Consider the following 17344-nt stretch of genomic DNA (forward strand, 5'->3'; position numbering starts at 1 on the left):
GCCAAAACGCTCCGCGCCGACCTTCGTCAGCGCCGCCGTCAACGTCGTCTTGCCGTGATCCACGTGGCCGATCGTCCCCACGTTCACATGCGGCTTCTTACGCTCGAATTTTTCCTTGGACATGACTTTGCAGTGACCCAGAAAGTGATTGGAGGAGGCGGCAGACCGCCGCAGATGTGGTGCTCACGACTGGAATCGAACCAGTGACCTCTTCCTTACCAAGGAAGTGCTCTACCGACTGAGCTACGTGAGCGGTGAAGTGCCGGCGCGAAGCTTCAATGGAGCGGGAGACGGGGATCGAACCCGCACCATCAGCTTGGAAGGCTGAGGTTCTACCATTGAACTACTCCCGCACGGGTGCCGAGCAACGCGCTGCGCGATCTTGTGGAACTCTGCAACTCGTACCGTCAGCGGCCCTCAAGCTGGTGGAGGGAGGTGGATTCGAACCACCGAAGGCGTAAGCCAGCAGATTTACAGTCTGCCCCCGTTGGCCGCTTGGGTATCCCTCCAACAAAGAACGGGCATTGTCCCGAGCACGTCGCGGACTGTCAACAAGTCTTCGCTGCGTAGGCTCTATCGACCATCCTGCAGCGTCTTGGAACGGTCTGGACAAGTTCGGACTCGCGCGGGCCACGAATGGCCTGTCGTACAAGCTGCGCGCCAGGGCCTGCAGTGGTGTAGCCGAGTCCGGGCACGCGGCGATGTTGTCCATGCCGACGCCACAGCGTGGCCGGAACCTCATGATCACCCCCGCCGCGCCCACTTGCCCCTGAACCAATGGACGCAAAAAGCCTGCCTGAAGTGTGATCGTGTGCCCAATCGCGACATCCGTGCGACCGTAACGACGCGTGACAATCGCGCGGGCGCAGCCCGCGCTGTTGCATCAGGATCGCCAAAACCGTTTGACAAAACATAGATAATGCAAGAACTTAGGCAATGTAACTAAAATTGTACTTTAAGCGCACAAAACGACGTTCAAGTGGTTTGGCATTGTGCTTGCTTGGGAGTTTGGCGTCCGGATCAAAACCGGCCCTGTTCCTGATACGACCAACCCGGAGATCGCACCATGAGTATCACCAAGACCCTGCGCGCCAGCGCCCTCGCCGCCAGCCTCGCCATCGCGCTGGGCATGGCGTTCACTCCCACCCCGGCCGCGGCTGCGACCGCCAGTACCACGGGCAGCACCACGTTCAGCGTGATCCTGCAGCCCACCACGCTGCTTTATTACTACAGCGCGATCAATCTGACCGTGCCCTCCTCGGCGCTGCTGGCTTTGGCCGGTGGTGCGCCCACCGCGCTCGGAGCACAAGGGCTGACTGCGACCGGTACGGCCAGCACGCTCAGCGCCACTGCGGCGACCTTCGCTCCAGGCGCGCCTGGCAGCATCAGCGCTGTCGGTTTGACCTTGGGCAACGTCTGGGCGGTGCGCTCGATCACCACGCCAACCTCGGGCACTACCTCAGTCTCGGTATCCTTCAGTAGTTCCACCACACAGGCTTCGGCGACGCTGAACGGCTCGACGACAGGATCGAGTATTGCCCTGAGCAGCCTCGCGACGTCTCCAACCTCGTTCAACGGCACGGGCCTTGGCGGTACGCCACAGGTGGGCAACGTCACCATGACGATGGACCTCAGCAACGCCAAGACCGCCGAGACCTACTCGGGCGCGACGATCTACATCACCGCAAGCAGCACCTGATCAACGGGTGGTTCAAGTCATGGAACGCAGGCTCGCCCTGCTGATGACGGCGGCACTGCTCACGGTGCCGCCGTCACTTTATGCGCAGGCCACGCTGACCCTGCGCGGCGGTGGAAATATCGTCGTGCTCGGACCGGCCAGCGCCATGCAGCGGCAGGGTCTGCCGAATGCAGTCACCGGGAATGCCGCTGCGCCCGGCGCCATGCGCAAGTCCGGCATGGCGCCCGTCGCGCGTACCGCCACGCGTGCCGGCCCGACCGTGGCGATCCCGGCCGGCCGGGGCGGCTGCCGTATCTACGGATTCACCAGTGGGCTCTCCGGGAGCAGCACGCTGAGTTCGATCGGCGCCTTCGACGTCACCGGAGGTCAGCCCCCCAGCTTCAACATGGGTACCAGCGCACCCAGCGCCTATGCCAATGGTGGGCAGTTGAGCGCTGATGCCGGCGCGATCAACCCAGGCGCCGTGGTCGGCTCCGTGCCGCGTGCCGGTGGCACCTTGTTCCAGTATGCAACCTCGATAAACTGCGGTCAGGGCACCCCGTTCACCGCCACGCTGACCAGCAATCCTGCGGGCACCGGATCGACGGTCGTTGCCACCGCCAACGCGCTGTCCATGCAGGCCACTTACAGCATGCAGTACCAGTACGACCCCAACAACCCATACCTCTGCGCATACAGCAACAATCCTTTCAACTACTTTCTCTGCAATATCTGGAACGCGCAGGTGTCGTTCAACTTCATCACCAGCAGCTTTGCCGCCACCGGTGCCACCACGTACTCATTAAATATCGTGCAGGCCACGATCAAATCGCCATGATCCGATACGCGCGCATGCTTGCTCTGTCGTTGGTGGTGCTACTCGGCGCGATCGCTGCGTCGGCCGCATGGGCGCAAGTGGCGGTGTCACCGCAGATCTACACCATCAATCTGGATAAGCCCAACCAGACTTGGTCGTTCCGGTTGATGAACTTCACCAAGACGCCCAAGCAGGTGGTGGTGTCGGTGATCAACTGGACCATGGACGCGCAGGGCAACGTGATCGAGATCGCGCCCACCGAACAGTCACTGGCGCCCTGGCTGCAGATCAATCCGACCACGTTCACGCTGCCGGCCGAAGGCTCTCAAGTCGTGCGCTTCGCGATTCGCCCGGCGGTGCCGCTGACGCCGGGCGAGCACCGCGCGATGATCTATTTCACCGAGCAGCCCGAGGCGGATCATCCCAAGGGCACCATCCAGGCGCTGTTCCGCCTGGGCTCTGCGGTATACGCGCGCGTGCCGCCCTACACGATGCTCGGCGAGATTCTCAGCGCCAAGCCGGACGCGCACGGCGTGACGTTCGAGGTGCGCAACACCGGCAACGCCACCGCGCGCATGATCGGCACGTACGTGGTGTGGAGGCAGGGCGCGGTACCGGCCAGCGGCCCGTGGCCGGCGCAACTGGGCCAATCCGATTTCAAAGCACCGAGCGGCCTTGCCGCCAGCGGGCAACTGACCCCGGATGCGGTGCTGCCCGGCCTGACGCGCAGCGTGCGCCTCGAGTTCGAGGACAAGAACGGGCTGCCGCCCGGCAAGTACGTGCTGTATCTGCGCGGCACCTTCGGCACGCCGAACGTCGACCGCAAGTTGGCGTTCGTGGTGCCCGCCAGCGCCAAACCCTGATCAAGGCAATGACGGCCGGCACCCGCCACCGCTGCGTACGCGGATACCGTCTGCGCCTGCGCTGGCTCACCTTGCTGCTGTGCGCGCTGCCAATGCTGGCTATCGCGAAGCCCGGCGTCAGCGCGTCGACTACTGTGAATGCGACCATTCCACCTGCGGGCTACGTCGCTCCGGCACCCCATGCCACCCGTGTCGCCGGATTTTTCCTCAACGGCCGCGACAGCGGCCAGAGCATCACCCTGCTGCCGCTGCCGCAAGGCGGCTACGCCGTGGATCTGGATCAATTCGCGCGCCGCATCGGCAGCCTGGTGCAGGAACAAGGTCCGCTGCTGGTGCTGCCGACGCCGCTGGGCAATGCCCAACTGCAAACAGCGGAGGCGATCAGCCATGACCAGCAGCGCTATTTTCCGATCGTGACGCTAGCCAAGGCGCTCGGCGCAAAGATCAGTTTCGACGAACAGGAATTCGCGCTGAAAACCGAGCTGCCATGGAATCCGGGCAGTACGGCACCCGGTGCGGCGTTGAGCACGCAGCAGGTCAAACCCGATATCTACGCGCCCTCGCTGAGCCTGTCGAGCTGGCACAGCGAGGCGTATTACACACGCCTCGGCGGCACCAGCACGCTGAGCACCTACACCGATCTCGGCGGCGCGCTGGGGCCGGGCTTCTGGCGCATGCGCTACTACACCAATCCAGGCGGACAGAACCGGCTGAGCAACTACGGCTGGATTCTCGATCAAGGCAACGGGCGCTGGATGCTGGGCGAGGACCAGCTCGCGCTGGACCCGCTGCTGCCCTATGCGCAGCTCACCGGAGCGCAATACGCGTGGACCAATCAGCCGGCGCTGGCTTACGGCACGGCCATGGGCGCCGATCAACTCGTCGCCAGCCAGTTGCAAGGCGGGCGCACGGTCAGCGGCGGCAATGGTCCGCCCGGCGGCATCGCCGAGCTGCGCGTCAACGGTCAGGTCGTCGCGCGCACCGCGATCCGCCTGGATGGCACCTGGCAATTTCGCGACGTGCTGCTGCGTGGCGACGAGCGCGTGGAAGTGGCGCTGTACCAGCGCTTCGGCGCTGGCACGCCGGTGCGCATCGAATCAGTCAACGTGGCCAGCAGCGCGCAAGCCTTGCCGGCGGGAACCATCATCTCCTATGGCGGCGTTGGCGCCGACGGCAACCCGTTCGATCCGGCCGTGGGCACGCACGGCCTCGGCGGTTTTTACCAATTGCGCTACGGACTCAGCCAGCGGTGGACGCTGGGCGGCGCCGTGCAGCGCGCCGGGGGCCAGGACTACGGCATCGTCAACGCTGTCGGCGGCTTTGGCAGCCTCGGCACCTGGGGCATGACGCTGGGACGCAACGGCAGTGCCAGCGCCTGGAGTCTCAGTGGCAACGGCCAATCGAAAAGCCTGTCGTGGAGCGGTTATGCGATCCAGCGTGGCGCCAATTATTTCCCCGATTATACGGCCGCGTTCTATGGCCGCTACGCCACGTACACGGCCGCGTCTTACGACCGTTACGCCACGCTCAACTGGAATGTGCGGCCGGATTTGGGCCTGACGCTGAGCGGGCGCGACGCCTACGATCCCATCTACGGCCAGCCCATCCGCTTCGTGAAGCCCGGCTTCAGTTGGCGCCCCTACGCCAATCTCGGCCTGAGCGCGCAGCCGGATTACTTCGGCAATTACGCCTGGAACGCCTCGTGGCTGCCTGGCGCACACGACCAGGTGTCCCTGAGCAGCTATTCCGGCGTGAGTCAGGCGCAGTGGCAACACAGCTTCAGTGATGGCTACAGCACTACGTTGGCGGCCACGCACGACGGTTATCTCGGCACGCGTTATTCGGCCTTGCTCAGCGGCATGTGGCGCGGACCGCGTCCGGTGCTGTGGACCGCCGGGCTGCTGCAGGGGCGCGGTCGTTTCGGTTATCTGCTGGATGCCGCAGTCGAAGCCATGCCCGGGCTGTCCGCGCACTTGCAGGTGCAAAACGACCCGCTCAACGCCGCGATTCCTGGCGTTGGCGGGCTGCTGGTGCAGTTCGTGATGGTGGCCGATTTCGCGGTCACGTCCTCGGGGCTGACACGCGGCAGCATGGGCAGCTACGCGGCGCGCGTGGGCGCCATTTCCGGCCGCATCAGCGGTAAATTGCCGGCCAACGTGCACTGGTCGGATCTGGCCGGCGTGCCGCTGCTGATCGATGGCCGTCCACGCGGCAAACTCGACAGCAATGGTCATTACCTGATCGCCAATCTGGCACCAGGCGTGTACCGCGTGCAGCTCGATGCCGAGCACATGCCAATCGATCTGGTGCCCGATCAGGCCGCGCCTTGGGTGCAGGTGCGCGCCGGCGTGACCACCACCGCCAATTTCCATGTCTCGCTGCGGCTGGGATTTGCCGGGCGCATCACCCGTGCCAGCCAGCCGCTGGTCAATGCCCCCATCGAGGTCATCGATGCCCAGGGCAAAGTGGTGAAGAAAATCGACAGCGACCAATGGGGCTATTACCGCGTCGATGATCTGCCACCCGGCACGTATACGGTGCGCGCCGACGGTGCCAGCCGCAGCGTCACGCTGCGGCGCGCGTTCCTGTATCAGCAGGACTTGGCCGTTGCGCCGGCCAAAAATTAGCTTTCGCCGCGCGCGGCCAGCATGGCGCTTTCCATGGCCTTGGACAGGCGCGCCAGCTCATCGGCGCTGTCGGCCAGGCGCCGATCCTCGGCGCTTTGCGGCTGCCACGACGGCACCAGCACCGGCTTGCCGTCGGCCTCATCCAGCGCCACGAACACGATCACGCAACTGGTGGCCAGACGCTGCTCATGCGCTTTCAGATCGCGCGCCAGCACATCCACCGCGTAATGCATGCTGCTGCGCCCGGTGCGGATCAGCTTGACCTGCACGGTGACCAGATCGCCAATGCGGATCGGCGCGATGAACTGCAAGCCGCTGAGCGCGGCGGTCACGCAATAGGCACCGCTCCAACCCACCGCCGCGGCGTAAGCGGCCTGGTCGATCCACTTCATCACCGCGCCGCCGTGCACCTTGCCGCCGAAGTTGACGTCGGTGGGCTGGGCCAGAAATCGGAAACTCAGTTCACGCTGGACTGCGCTCACGCGATGCTCCGATGTGTTGCGGGCGCGCATTATGGCGCCGCATTCTGCCATTGCCCCAGGGTGACGCGCTCGTGCGCCTGCAGGTCGCGCAGACTGCGCACCTCGACGAAACCGCGCGCGGCGAGCAGCGCGCGCACCGCCAAGCCCTGTTCGGCACCATGTTCGAGCAGCAGCCAGCCGCGCGCATGCAAATGTTCCGGCGCGGCGCGGATGATCGCGCGCAGCGCATCCAGCCCGTCAACGCCCGCGGCCAGCGCCATGCGCGGCTCGAAGCGCAGATCGCCCTGTCGCAAATGCGCGTCGTCATCGGCCAGATACGGCGGATTGGAAACCAGCATCGCGAAGCGCTCGGCGCCCAACGCCGCGCACCAGTCACCCTTGGCAAAACGCACGCGCTGCGTCAGACCCAGTCGCTGTGCGTTGGCGCGCGCGCGCGTCAGCGCCGCCACACTGGCATCGGTGGCCAGCACGTGCGCCTGCGGCCGCGCGCTGGCCAGCGCCAGCGCCAGGGCGCCACTGCCGGTGCCGAGATCGGCCACGCGCGCGGGCGCATCCTGCGGCAGACGCAGCAGCGCCTGCTCCAGCAGCAGCTCGGTTTCCGAGCGCGGGATCAGGCATTCGGGGCCGACTTCCAGCTCCAGCGTCCAGAACCCGCGCCGGCCCAGCAGATAGGCCACCGGCTCACCGGCGGCGCGGCGCGCGATCAGCGCCGCAAAGCGCGCGACCGCAGCAGGCTCGGGAACCGCATCGGCGTGCGCGTACAACCAACTGCGTGGGTGCCCGAGCGTCACGGCCAGCAGCAGCTCGGCCTCCAGCGCGGCCTCGTCGCTGGCGAGCTGCGTGCGTGCGGTGGCCAGCAGAGTGCGGAGATCGGTCATGTGCGGCATCGTGTCAAGAGTCCAGATGCTACGTGAGCGCCGCAATGGGCGCGGGGTTATAGTCCAACCATTGACCCACTTGATCGCCCCTCATGAACCTTCGCGATCTTCGCTATCTCGTGGCTCTCGCCGAACACAAGCATTTCGGCCGCGCGGCCGAGGCCTGCTTCGTCAGCCAGCCGACCTTGTCCACGCAGATCAAGAAGGTCGAGGACGAGTTGGGCATCACCCTGGTCGAGCGCACGCCGCGGCGCGTGCTGCTGACTGAGGTCGGCATGGAAATCGCGCAACGCGCGCGCGAGGTACTGAACGAGGTCGAGCAGATCCGCAGCATCGCGCGGCGCACGCGCGATCCCGAATCGGGCACCGTGCGCCTGGGCATTTTCCCCACGCTCGCGCCCTACCTGCTGCCGCACGTGGTGCCGCGCCTGCGCGAACGTTTCCCCAAGCTCGAACTGCTGCTGACCGAGGAAAAAACCGAAGTGCTGCTGCGCCTGCTGCGCGAGGGCAAGCTCGACGCCGCGATCATGGCGCTGCCACTGCACGAGGACTCGCTGCACGCCGAGTTCCTGTTCGAGGAACCGTTCGTGCTGGCCGTACCCGGGCAACACGCGCTGGCCGTGCACACGCAACTGAAACTCGACGAGCTGTGCACGCTCAACCTGCTGCTGCTGGAAGAAGGCCACTGCCTGCGCGATCAGGCGCTGGAAGTGTGCCACTCCACCGGCGCCGCCGAGCGCAGCGGCTTTCGCGCCACCAGCCTGGAAACCCTGCGCCAGATGGTGGCCGCCAATGTCGGCATCACCCTGCTGCCGATCCTTGCGGTGCGTCCGCCGGTGGCCTGCGCGCCCAATGTGCATCTGCTGGGCTTCAGCGATCACGCGCCCAGCCGACGCATCGCCATGGTGTGGCGCAAGAGCACTGCGATGGGGCCATTCCTGAAGCGCCTGAGCGAAGTCATCAAGGATCTGCCACCGCAGTTGCTCGATGCGCAACCCGAAGCCTGCCGCGAAGTACCCACCACGCGCGCAGCGACGCGGGCTGGTTGAACCGCCAACCGGGCTGAATGCGTTACAGCCAGTCCAGCGCAGCCTGCTCGGCAGCAGCGCCAGCACCAGCAGGTTGAAGCCGGCGTAGAGCAGATCGCGGCGCCGCCGTGTCGCACACCGCTTGTGCATTTCGAGTTCACGCACGCCGTGATGTTCCATAGCGTATCGGTATCGTTGCCATCGATTCATTCGATTTCATTTGGAGCTGGCCGAAGCTTAGATTGACAATGACGATCACCCATCGCCCCCAGCCATCGCCAGGAGTTGAACATGAGCACCCTGAAAGGCAGCAAGACCGAGGAAAACCTGAAGTACGCCTTCGCCGGCGAATCGCAGGCCAACCGTCGCTATCTGTACTTCGCGGCCAAAGCCGACGTGGAAGGCTTCAACGATGTCTCCGCAGTATTCCGCTCTACCGCCGAAGGCGAAACCGGCCACGCTCACGGCCACCTTGAGTACCTCGAGCAGTGCGGCGATCCAGCCACCGGCCTGCCGTTCGGCGAAACCCACGCCAACCTCAAGAGCGCCATCGCCGGCGAGACCCACGAATACACCGACATGTACCCGGGCATGGCCAAGGCTGCGCGCCAGGAAGGCTTCGACGAAGTGGCCGACTGGTTCGAGACCCTGGCCAAGGCCGAGCGCTCGCACGCCAACCGCTTCCAGAAAGCGCTGAACGATCTGGGCTGAGCAGACACGCAGCGCGATGGGCGCCGCGATCTGCATCGTCCACGGCGCCGGCGCAACGCTGGCGCCTTCTCATTCTTAAGCACGATTCGCGGAGCGGGCATGACGCGTGAAGGCAATCTCGAGGCGCCCACGCGCCATCCGCTGGCCTGGACCGAGGCCTATTTCTGGGACGAGACGCGGCTCGAATCCGAACTCGAACGCGTGTTCAATATCTGCCACGGCTGCCGCCGCTGCGTCAGCCTGTGCAACGCGTTTCCGACACTGTTCGATCTGATCGACAACTCCAGCACGCTGGAAATCGACGGTGTGGCCAAGACCGACTACGCCAAGGTCGTCGAGCACTGTTATCTCTGCGACCTGTGCTACCAGACCAAATGCCCCTATGTGCCGCCACATCAGTGGAACGTGGATTTTCCGCACCTGATGCTGCGCGCCAAGGCGGTGCACTTCAAAAGGCACGGCGTGCCGCTCAAGGCAAAAATACTGTCCAGCACCACCGCGGTCGGACGCATCGCCTCGATCCCGGTGGTGGCCGAGGTGGTCAACGCGGTCAACGCCAGCGGCGTGGGGCGCAAGCTGCTGGACAAAACACTCGGCGTGCATCCCGATGCCATGGTGCCCGCGTACCACAGCCGCACCGCGCGCAAGCGCCTCAGGCACGCAAAGGCCGAGGGCACGGCCACACCCGCGGGTCGCACCCACGGCAAGATCGCCATCTTCGCCACCTGCTATTGCGATGTGAGCCTGCCGCAAGTGGTCGAGGATCTGCATGCGGTGCTGATCCACAACGACATCCCCACGCGCATGGTCATGCAGGAAGTCTGCTGCGGCATGCCCAAGCTGGAGCTGGGCGATCTCGACAGCGTGCGCGCCTACAAGGAGAAAAACATTCCGGTGCTGGCCGCGCTGGCGCGCGAGGGATTCGATTTGCTGGCGCCGATTCCGTCCTGCGTGCTGATGTTCAAGCAGGAACTGCCGCTGATGTTCCCCGATGACGCCGACGTGCAGTTGCTGAAGCGGCGCTTCTTCGACCCGTTCGAGTATCTGATGCTGCGCCAGCAGGCCGGTCTGCTGAAGACCGATTTCAAGAACACGCTGGGCACGATCGCCTGGCAAGTCGCCTGCCACCAGCGCGTGCAGAACATCGGCCCGAAAACGCGCGAGGTGCTGGCGCTGGTGCCTGACACCGAGATCACCACCATCGAGCGCTGCTCGGGCCACGACGGCACCTACGGCGTCAAGACTGCCACTTATCCGATCGCGCGCAAGATCGCCAAGCCGGTGCAAACGCGCGTCGAGCAGGCCGCGCCGCAGCACTTCAGCAGCGACTGCCCGATGGCTGGCGCGCATATCGCCCATGGCCTCGGCGGCACGATCCAGGCCGAACATCCCATCAGCCTGCTGCGTCAGGCCTACGCCATCTGAGAGGCTCATCATGCATACGCTTGTTCACGACGATCTGCTCAGCCTGGAGCGCTACGCGCGCGAACGCGGCGAATATCGCGCCCGCGCCATGGCGCACAAGCGTGCGCGCAGCGTGCACCTCGGCGCGCACCTCACGCTGCTGTTCGAGGACCGCGTGACCGTGCAATACCAGGTGCAGGAAATGCTGCGCATCGAGCGCATCTTCGAGCCCGAGGCCATCGCCGAGGAACTGGCCACCTACAACCCGCTGATCCCCGATGGCCACAATCTCAAGGCCACGCTGCTGATCGAATACCCCGACATCGACGAGCGCCGCCGCGCGTTGGAGAATCTGCGCGACATCGAGCACCACATCGCGCTGCAAGTCGCCGGCCACGCATCGGTGCTGGCCATCGCCGACGAGGATCTGCCGCGCAGCAACGACAGCAAGACCGCCGCCGTGCACTTTCTGCGCTTCGAGCTGGGCACGGCCATGATCGCGGCCTGGCGCGCCGGCGCCGCGGTGACGCTGCGCGCGACGCATCCGGCGCAGCCCGTCGAGATGCAACTCGATGCCGCCCAGCACGCGGCTCTGGCGGCTGATTTCGACTGACAGACTCGGAAGGAACGGACGGCCACGCCTGCAGACCGGCACGATGATCCGTGCGCGGGCAAACGCGCGGCTGCGCTCAGTCGCCGGCCGCTGCGATAACACCCAAACCCAGCGCACACGCCACGCCGGTGCCACCCAACCCGCAGTAACCCAGCGGATGCTTGGCCAGGTATTGCTGGTGTTCGTCCGCGGCGTAGTAAAACGCGCCGGCCATGCCGATCTCGGTGCTGATCGTGCCTTGCCCCGCGGCGCTGAGCGCGCGCTGGTAGATCGCGCGCGAGGCTGTGGCGGCGGCCAACTGCTGCGCGTCGCTGACATAAATGGCCGAGCGATACTGCGTGCCGACATCGTTGCCCTGGCGCATGCCCTGGGTGGGATCGTGGCGCTCCCAGAACACATTGAGCAGTTCCTCGAAGTGGATCACGCTCGGGTCGTGCACCACGCGCACCGCTTCGGCGTGGCCGGTTTGTCCGCTGCACACTTCACGATACGTCGGATGCGGCGTGTGGCCGCCGCTGTAGCCCGCTGCCGTGGTGTACACGCCTGGCAGCGACCAAAACGCACGCTCGGCGCCCCAGAAGCAGCCCATCGCAAAAATCACCGCGCGCATGCCTGGCGGCAGTGCGGTCAAGGCGTGACCATGCACGCAATGACGATCAAGCAGCGGCAGCGGCGTGGCGCGTCCCGGCAGCGCCTGTTCGGCGCTGGGCAGGCGTTGCTTGAAAGCACCGATTCCGAGCATGGCGTTCTCCACGAATCACGATGCGCACCCGAGGTGCATGGCGCGCTTGCGCCACCAGCTCACGCGCGCGCCGTCGCACTGGCGTGATGCGCCTCAGTCCTTCTCCAGCGCGGCAGCGGCGCGCCATTCGGCGATGGCCGGCAGGGCGAGAATGGCATCGACATAGGCCTGCGCCGGCGGCGGCAGGGCGATGCCGTAGACCACGAAGCGCAACGCCACCGGCGCGTACATGGCGTCGGCGCAACCGAAAGCTCCGAACAGAAACGGGCCGCCGCCGCCGAAACGTGTGCGCGTGTCCTGCCACAGCGTCAGCACGCGCTGGATGTCCTGCGCGGCGTCGTGGCCAGGCTGCAGCACGGAGCCGTGCCGGCGCAGATTCAGCGACAGTTCGCGACGCAGAGCGGCGAAACCGCTGTGCATCTCGCAGGCGATCGCACGCGCCTGCGCGCGTGCCTTGCGCTCGGCCGGCCAGCCGCGGCCCTGCAGCCAGGTCTCGTTGATGTATTCAAGGATCGCCAGCGACTCCCAGATCACCGCGCCATCGTGCAACAGCGCCGGCACCCGGCCACTGGGCGAGTAGCGCACGACCTCGCTGCGAAATTCGGGGCGATGCAGCCATAGCAATCGCTCCTCGAACGCGATGCCGGCCTGGCGCAGCAACAGCCACGGCCGCAGCGACCACGAGGAATAGGTCTTGTCGCCGATCACCAGTACAGGCAGCTCGCTCATGGCAGGTCTCGCGGATGGGGTGGGAGCACAAGCGTAGCGCGATGCGCGCGGCTCAGGCCGCCTGCTGCGCATCGCTGCGCCAGTGCGCGCCGATGCTGTCGCGACGCGCGCGCATGGCGGCAACGGCGGCGGCGGCAAAGCGCAGCAGGTCGGCGCCGCTGCTGTCCGTGGCTTGCTGATCCAGCCACCGCTCGATTTGCGCGGCGGCCAGCGCCAGGCCCTGTTCGCAGCGCACCAGCCCGGCTTGTGCCCACAGCAGCGCGGCCAGCTCGGCACGCACATCCGCCGCCAGTGGTTGATGGCGTCGCGGGCACGGCTGCGCCGTCGCGCCACCGCGCGGCAAGTCCGCCACCAGCGCCAGTCCCAGATCGCGGCCAAAGGCCAAGCCTTCCAGCAGCGAATTGCTGGCCAGGCGATTGGCGCCGTGCACGCCGCTGGCGGCGGCCTCACCCACGGCGTACAGACCATCGAGCGTGCTGCGCGCGCGGTCATCGGTGAACACGCCACCCATGCAGTAATGCGCCGCGGGCGTCACCGGCATGGGCTGCGCGCGTGGGTCAATACCGGCCCGCATGCAGGCAGCGAATACGGTCGGAAAACGCTGCGGAAACTCGGCGCCGAGCGCCGCGCGCGCATCCAGAAACACCGCGCTGCCGGCCAGCCGACGCGCGGCGATGGCGCGCGCCACCACATCGCGCGGCGCCAGTTCGGCCAGCGCGTGTTCGGCGAGCATGAAGCGCTGTCCGTGCTGGTCGATCAGCGTCGCGCCGGCGCCGCGCAAGGCTTCGGTCAGCAGCGGCAGTTGCCCGTCGTGCGCGGCGTCCGCAGGAGCCAAAGCGGTGGGATGAAACTGCACGAACTCCAGATCGGTCAGCCGCGCACCGGCCACCAACGCCAGCGCCATGCCGCTGCCATCGGAGGCCGCCGGATTAGTGGTGGAGCGATACAACGCGGCATAACCGCCGCTGGCCAATACCACGGCGCGCGCCGGCCACAGCTCCAGCGCGTGACCATTCCATGCCCATGCACCGACCACGCGAGCGGACGCGTCCTGCGCCAGCGCGATGGCGCGCCGCGCGGCCAGCAGTTCGATATGACGCGCCGCGCGGCTGGCCGCGCCCAACGCGCGCATCACCTCGGCGCCGGTGGCATCACCATGCGCGTGCACGATGCGCGCCTGACCGTGCGCGGCCTCGCGCCCCAGCAGCAGCACATCGTCGCGGCGATCGAAATGCGCGCCGAGTGTTTGCAGCCAGTCGATCACGCTCGCCGCCGCCGCGGTGAGGCGCGCGACCGCATCCGGCTGATTGAGGTGTTGTCCGGCTGCCAGCGTGTCGGCCGCGTGCAGCGCCGGACTGTCCTGCGCGCCCAGGGCCGCGGCGATGCCACCCTGCGCCCAAGTGCTGGCGCCATCGCGTGCCGGCTCGGCCAGGCTGAGAACGCGCACCGCGCGCGGCGCGGCGGCCAGCGCCGTGGACAAGCCCGCCGCGCCAGCGCCAATCACTAGAACTTCGCTGGGCGGGCCGGCAATGAAAGCTGGCTGCGTGCTCATTCAGGCGCGCCCCACGGCCAGCATGCGCTCCAGCGCGCGCCGCGCCGGGGCGATGATTTCCGCCGGCAACGTCACTTCATGGCGCAGGTCGCGCAGCGCATCGCGGATGCCGACAAGGGTGATCTGGCGCATGTGCGGGCATAGGTTGCAGGGGCGCACGAAGCGGATCTCGGGAAACTCCCCGGCGACGTTGTCGCTCATCGAGCACTCGGTGATCAGCACGACCTGCGCCGGCTTGCTGCGCGCCAGATGATCGACCATGCCCTGCGTGGAACCGACGAAATCAGCCTCGGCCAGCACCTCGGGCGGGCACTCGGGATGCGCCACGATTTGCAGCCCCGGGTGGTCGCGACGCAACCCGCGCAACTGCGCGCCGGTGAAGCGCTCGTGCACTTCGCAGGCGCCCTCCCACAGCACCAGCTCGATGCCGGTCTGTTGCTGCACGTGATGACCGAGATAGCGATCGGGCAGAAAGATCACCTTGGGCACGCCCAGACTCTCGACGATGCGCAGCGCGTTGGCCGAGGTGCAGCAGATGTCGCTTTCGGCCTTTACCGCCGCCGAGGTGTTGACGTAACTCACCACCGGCACGCCCGGATGCCGGCGGCGCAGCGCGCGCACATCCGCGGCGCTGATCGACTCGGCCAGCGAGCAGCCAGCCGCGAGTGATGAGATCAGCACCATGCGCGTCGGGTTGAGCAGCTTCGCGGTCTCGGCCATGAACTGCACGCCGGCGACCACGATCACCTCGGCCTCGCTGCGCGCCGCCTGCTGCGCCAACGCCAGCGAATCGCCGGTGAAATCGGCCACGCCGTGATAAATCGCCGGGGCCTGATAGTTGTGCGCCAGCACCACCGCATTGCGCGCGTGCTTGAGCGCATCGATCTCGGCCAGCAGCGGCATCGCCTCGATGCGTTCCAGGTCGGGCACGGCGGCGGCGAAGCGCTTGCTGCGCAGTTCTGCGGCGGCGGTAGACATATTCTCTCTCCGAGTATTAATCAGGGCGTTCATGCTAGGCGCGCGCGCGTCAAGGGACAAGCAAGATTGCCGCGGCGGTTGGGCGCGCTTCAGTTCGCGAGCATCGCGCAACGCACCGATCAGGCCGGCTTGAAGCCCGTGGGCCCGAAGGCGGCCGGATCATGACCGGCAACGCGCGCAGCGGCGGCGGGCTCGGGGAACACCTCGGCGAGGATGCGCCGCGCCTCGGGCAACGCGACGTCGGGCACCATGACGCGGATGAAGCCGCGCGCCGGCAATTGCCCGATGCCACCCATCAACGCCGCGCCGGCGATGAAAGCCGGGATGCCGGCGTCTTCCAGCGCATCCTTGGCGATCTGCGCATCGACGATGGAATCAGCGTTGTAAACAGTCTGCATGGGACGACCCTTGGAGTGCATAGCCTACGCCGGCGCGCGCAGCGGCGCAGCGGGCCGCTCGGCTAGACTTGCGCTCTTTGTCTCGATCTCGCCGACCATGGCCAACGACCTCCCCGCCAGTCCGCCGCAGCATTTCATCCGCCAAATCGTGGCCGCCGATCGTGCCGCAGGCAAACATGGCGGTGCGGTGGTCACGCGCTTTCCGCCCGAGCCCAATGGTTATCTGCATCTGGGCCACGCCAAGAGCATCTGTCTCAATTTCGGCATCGCCGCCGAGAACGGCGGGCGCTGCCATCTGCGCTTCGATGACACCAACCCCGCCAGGGAAGATATCGAGTACGTGCAGGCCATTCAGGCTGACGTGCGCTGGCTGGGATTCGAGTGGGACACGCTGCGCCATGCCTCGGATTACTTCGAGGTGTTTTATCGGGGCGCGGAAAAACTCATCCGCATGGGCCTGGCCTACGTCGATGATCTGGATGCCGAACTGGTGCGCGCCTATCGCGGCACGCTGACCCAACCCGGTCGCGACTCACCGTTTCGCGAGCGCGGCATCGAGGAAAATCTCGATTTGTTCAAGCGCATGCGCGCCGGCGAATTCGCCGACGGCAGCCGCACCCTGCGCGCCAGGATCGACATGGCCGCCGGCAACATCAACCTGCGCGATCCGGCAATTTATCGTATTCGCAAGATGCCGCATCAGAACACCGGCGACGCCTGGCCGATTTATCCGATGTACGACTACGCGCACTGCGTGTCCGATGCGCTGGAGGGCATCACGCATTCGTTGTGCACGCTGGAGTTCGAGGATCACCGCCCGCTGTACGACTGGTTTTTGCGCCAGCTCGATCTGCCCGGCGATGCGACGCTGACCGCGCCACTGCGCGACAAGGGCCTGTGGCTGCCACCCAGTGCGCCGCAGCAGATCGAATTCGCGCGCGGCAACATCAGCTACACGGTGATGAGCAAGCGCAAGCTGCTGGCGCTGGTGCAGGACCAACTCGTGGACGGCTGGGACGATCCGCGCATGCCCACGCTCTCGGGTCTGCGCCGACGCGGCTACACCCCCGCGGCGATCCGCGCGTTCTGGGAGCGCATCGGTATCAGCAAGCAGAACAGCAGCATCGACCTCGGCGTGCTCGAAGCCTGCGTACGCGAGGATCTGGACGCGCGCGTGCCGCGGCGCATGGCGGTACTGGATCCGCTCAAGCTGGTGATCAGCAACTTGCCGACTGATCACTTCGAGACACTGACGTTCGCCAACCATCCCAAGGACGCGGGTTTCGGCGCGCGCGCGGTGCCGTTTGCGCGCACGCTGTGGATCGAGCGCGAGGATTTCATGGAGCAGCCGGTCAAGGGCTTTCACCGTCTGCTGCCCGACGGCGAGGTACGCCTGCGCGGCGTCGGCATCGTGCGTTGCCAGCAAATCATCAAGGACGCACACGGCAACGTGACGGAACTGCACTGCACGCTCGATGCCGGAACCCGCCACGGCATGCCCGGCGCCGAGCGCAAGGTCAAGGGCACCCTCCACTGGGTCAGCGCCGCGCATGCTGTCGCCGCCGAGGTGCGCTTGTACGACCGCCTGTTCAACGTGCCCGACCCGGACGACGAAAGCAACGGCGAGACCTGCCGTGATCACCTCAATCCCGATTCGCGGCGCGTGCTCAAGGGCTACGTCGAACCCGCCGCCGCCCGCGCGGCACCCGCAGACCGCTGCCAGTTCGAACGCCTCGGCTATTTCATCGCCGATCCGCGCGATCACGCCCCGGCACGACCGGTGTTCAACCGCATCGTCACGCTGCGCGATACGTGGACGCAGCGCGCGGCGATCTGAGTCCGGA

At 66.3% G+C, this 17344-nt stretch carries 17 protein-coding genes and 3 tRNA genes; 9 read left to right on the forward strand and 11 right to left on the reverse strand.

Translation table 11 applies throughout. The annotated features are described in order from the left end of the window. From ACYDAT_RS07585 to ACYDAT_RS07600, 4 genes are all read right to left on the reverse strand, one after another. Positions 1-123: GTP-binding protein (locus ACYDAT_RS07585; RefSeq protein ID WP_304059801.1), on the reverse strand; the 123-nt coding region annotated here is incomplete at its 3' end. 54 nt (positions 124-177) lie between these two features. Further along, a tRNA-Thr gene (locus ACYDAT_RS07590) sits at positions 178-253 on the reverse strand. A gap of 26 nt (positions 254-279) precedes the next feature. Next, a tRNA-Gly gene (locus tag ACYDAT_RS07595) sits at positions 280-353 on the reverse strand. A 70-nt stretch (positions 354-423) separates the two neighbouring features. Continuing rightward, positions 424-509 (reverse strand) — tRNA-Tyr (locus ACYDAT_RS07600). 557 nt (positions 510-1066) lie between these two features. Here ACYDAT_RS07600 and ACYDAT_RS07605 point away from each other — a divergent pair. From ACYDAT_RS07605 to ACYDAT_RS07620, 4 genes are read left to right on the forward strand one after another with little or no spacing between them, the layout of a single operon-like run. Then, entirely contained in the window at positions 1067-1699 is a 633-nt protein-coding gene (locus ACYDAT_RS07605) for a hypothetical protein (RefSeq protein WP_461449379.1), read from the forward strand. A 19-nt stretch (positions 1700-1718) separates the two neighbouring features. After that, positions 1719-2516 carry a hypothetical protein gene (locus ACYDAT_RS07610; protein WP_461449381.1) on the forward strand — a complete coding sequence of 266 codons (798 nt, stop codon included), beginning with the start codon at positions 1719-1721 and terminating at the stop codon, positions 2514-2516. Next, the gene (locus ACYDAT_RS07615; protein WP_461449383.1) at positions 2513-3358 is read left to right on the forward strand and encodes a fimbrial biogenesis chaperone; all 846 of its coding nucleotides are present in this window, start codon (positions 2513-2515) and stop codon (positions 3356-3358) included. Before ACYDAT_RS07610 ends, ACYDAT_RS07615 begins: the two co-directional genes overlap by 4 nt. 8 nt (positions 3359-3366) lie before the next feature. Next, positions 3367-5985 (forward strand): hypothetical protein, encoded by a 2619-nt coding sequence (locus ACYDAT_RS07620; protein WP_461449385.1) that lies wholly within the window; start codon positions 3367-3369, stop codon positions 5983-5985. On the opposite strand, the gene ACYDAT_RS07625 is transcribed toward ACYDAT_RS07620, so the two are convergent. Together ACYDAT_RS07625 and prmC are read right to left on the reverse strand one after the other, a co-directional pair. Next, a complete protein-coding gene (locus ACYDAT_RS07625; protein WP_461449387.1) occupies positions 5982-6467 on the reverse strand; it encodes an acyl-CoA thioesterase in 486 nt (161 codons plus the stop codon). The two genes, ACYDAT_RS07620 and ACYDAT_RS07625, sit on opposite strands and share 4 nt — an antisense overlap. 29 nt (positions 6468-6496) lie before the next feature. Next, on the reverse strand, positions 6497-7345 hold the full coding sequence (gene prmC / locus ACYDAT_RS07630) for a peptide chain release factor N(5)-glutamine methyltransferase (protein ID WP_461449389.1): 849 nt from the start codon (positions 7343-7345) through the stop codon (positions 6497-6499). Between the two features lie 92 nt (positions 7346-7437). On the opposite strand from prmC, the gene ACYDAT_RS07635 reads away from it, so the two are divergent. From ACYDAT_RS07635 to ACYDAT_RS07650, 4 genes are all read left to right on the forward strand, one after another. After that, complete coding sequence (locus ACYDAT_RS07635) at positions 7438-8394, forward strand: LysR substrate-binding domain-containing protein (protein ID WP_461449391.1); 957 nt, start codon at positions 7438-7440, stop codon at positions 8392-8394. A 270-nt stretch (positions 8395-8664) separates the two neighbouring features. Further along, the gene (locus ACYDAT_RS07640) at positions 8665-9084 is read left to right on the forward strand and encodes a rubrerythrin family protein (RefSeq protein WP_461447452.1); all 420 of its coding nucleotides are present in this window, start codon (positions 8665-8667) and stop codon (positions 9082-9084) included. Positions 9085-9183: 99 nt separating this feature from the next. Continuing rightward, a complete protein-coding gene (locus ACYDAT_RS07645; RefSeq protein ID WP_461449393.1) occupies positions 9184-10509 on the forward strand; it encodes a (Fe-S)-binding protein in 1326 nt (441 codons plus the stop codon). Between the two features lie 10 nt (positions 10510-10519). Next, positions 10520-11101: a DUF3501 family protein gene (locus tag ACYDAT_RS07650; RefSeq protein ID WP_461439674.1), complete on the forward strand. Its 582-nt coding sequence runs from the start codon at positions 10520-10522 to the stop codon at positions 11099-11101. Between the two features lie 76 nt (positions 11102-11177). Here the strand turns inward: ACYDAT_RS07650 and msrA are convergent, their stop codons facing one another. The 5 genes from msrA to ACYDAT_RS07675 form a co-directional block, all read right to left on the reverse strand. Further along, a complete protein-coding gene (msrA, locus tag ACYDAT_RS07655) occupies positions 11178-11843 on the reverse strand; it encodes a peptide-methionine (S)-S-oxide reductase MsrA (protein ID WP_461439673.1) in 666 nt (221 codons plus the stop codon). A 93-nt stretch (positions 11844-11936) separates the two neighbouring features. Then, on the reverse strand, positions 11937-12572 hold the full coding sequence (locus ACYDAT_RS07660; protein WP_461439672.1) for a glutathione S-transferase: 636 nt from the start codon (positions 12570-12572) through the stop codon (positions 11937-11939). 52 nt (positions 12573-12624) lie between these two features. Beyond that, positions 12625-14124, reverse strand: a complete 1500-nt coding sequence (gene nadB, locus ACYDAT_RS07665) for an L-aspartate oxidase (RefSeq protein WP_461449395.1) — start codon at positions 14122-14124, stop codon at positions 12625-12627. Next, on the reverse strand, positions 14125-15102 hold the full coding sequence (gene nadA / locus ACYDAT_RS07670) for a quinolinate synthase NadA (protein ID WP_461449397.1): 978 nt from the start codon (positions 15100-15102) through the stop codon (positions 14125-14127). Positions 15103-15221: 119 nt separating this feature from the next. Further along, the gene (locus ACYDAT_RS07675) at positions 15222-15500 is read right to left on the reverse strand and encodes a putative signal transducing protein (protein ID WP_461449399.1); all 279 of its coding nucleotides are present in this window, start codon (positions 15498-15500) and stop codon (positions 15222-15224) included. Positions 15501-15597: 97 nt separating this feature from the next. Between ACYDAT_RS07675 and ACYDAT_RS07680 the strand changes: the two genes are divergently transcribed. Beyond that, on the forward strand, positions 15598-17337 hold the full coding sequence (locus ACYDAT_RS07680) for a glutamine--tRNA ligase/YqeY domain fusion protein (protein ID WP_461449401.1): 1740 nt from the start codon (positions 15598-15600) through the stop codon (positions 17335-17337). Positions 17338-17344: the final 7 nt, after the last annotated feature.

The organism is Metallibacterium sp. (genome assembly GCF_054637675.1).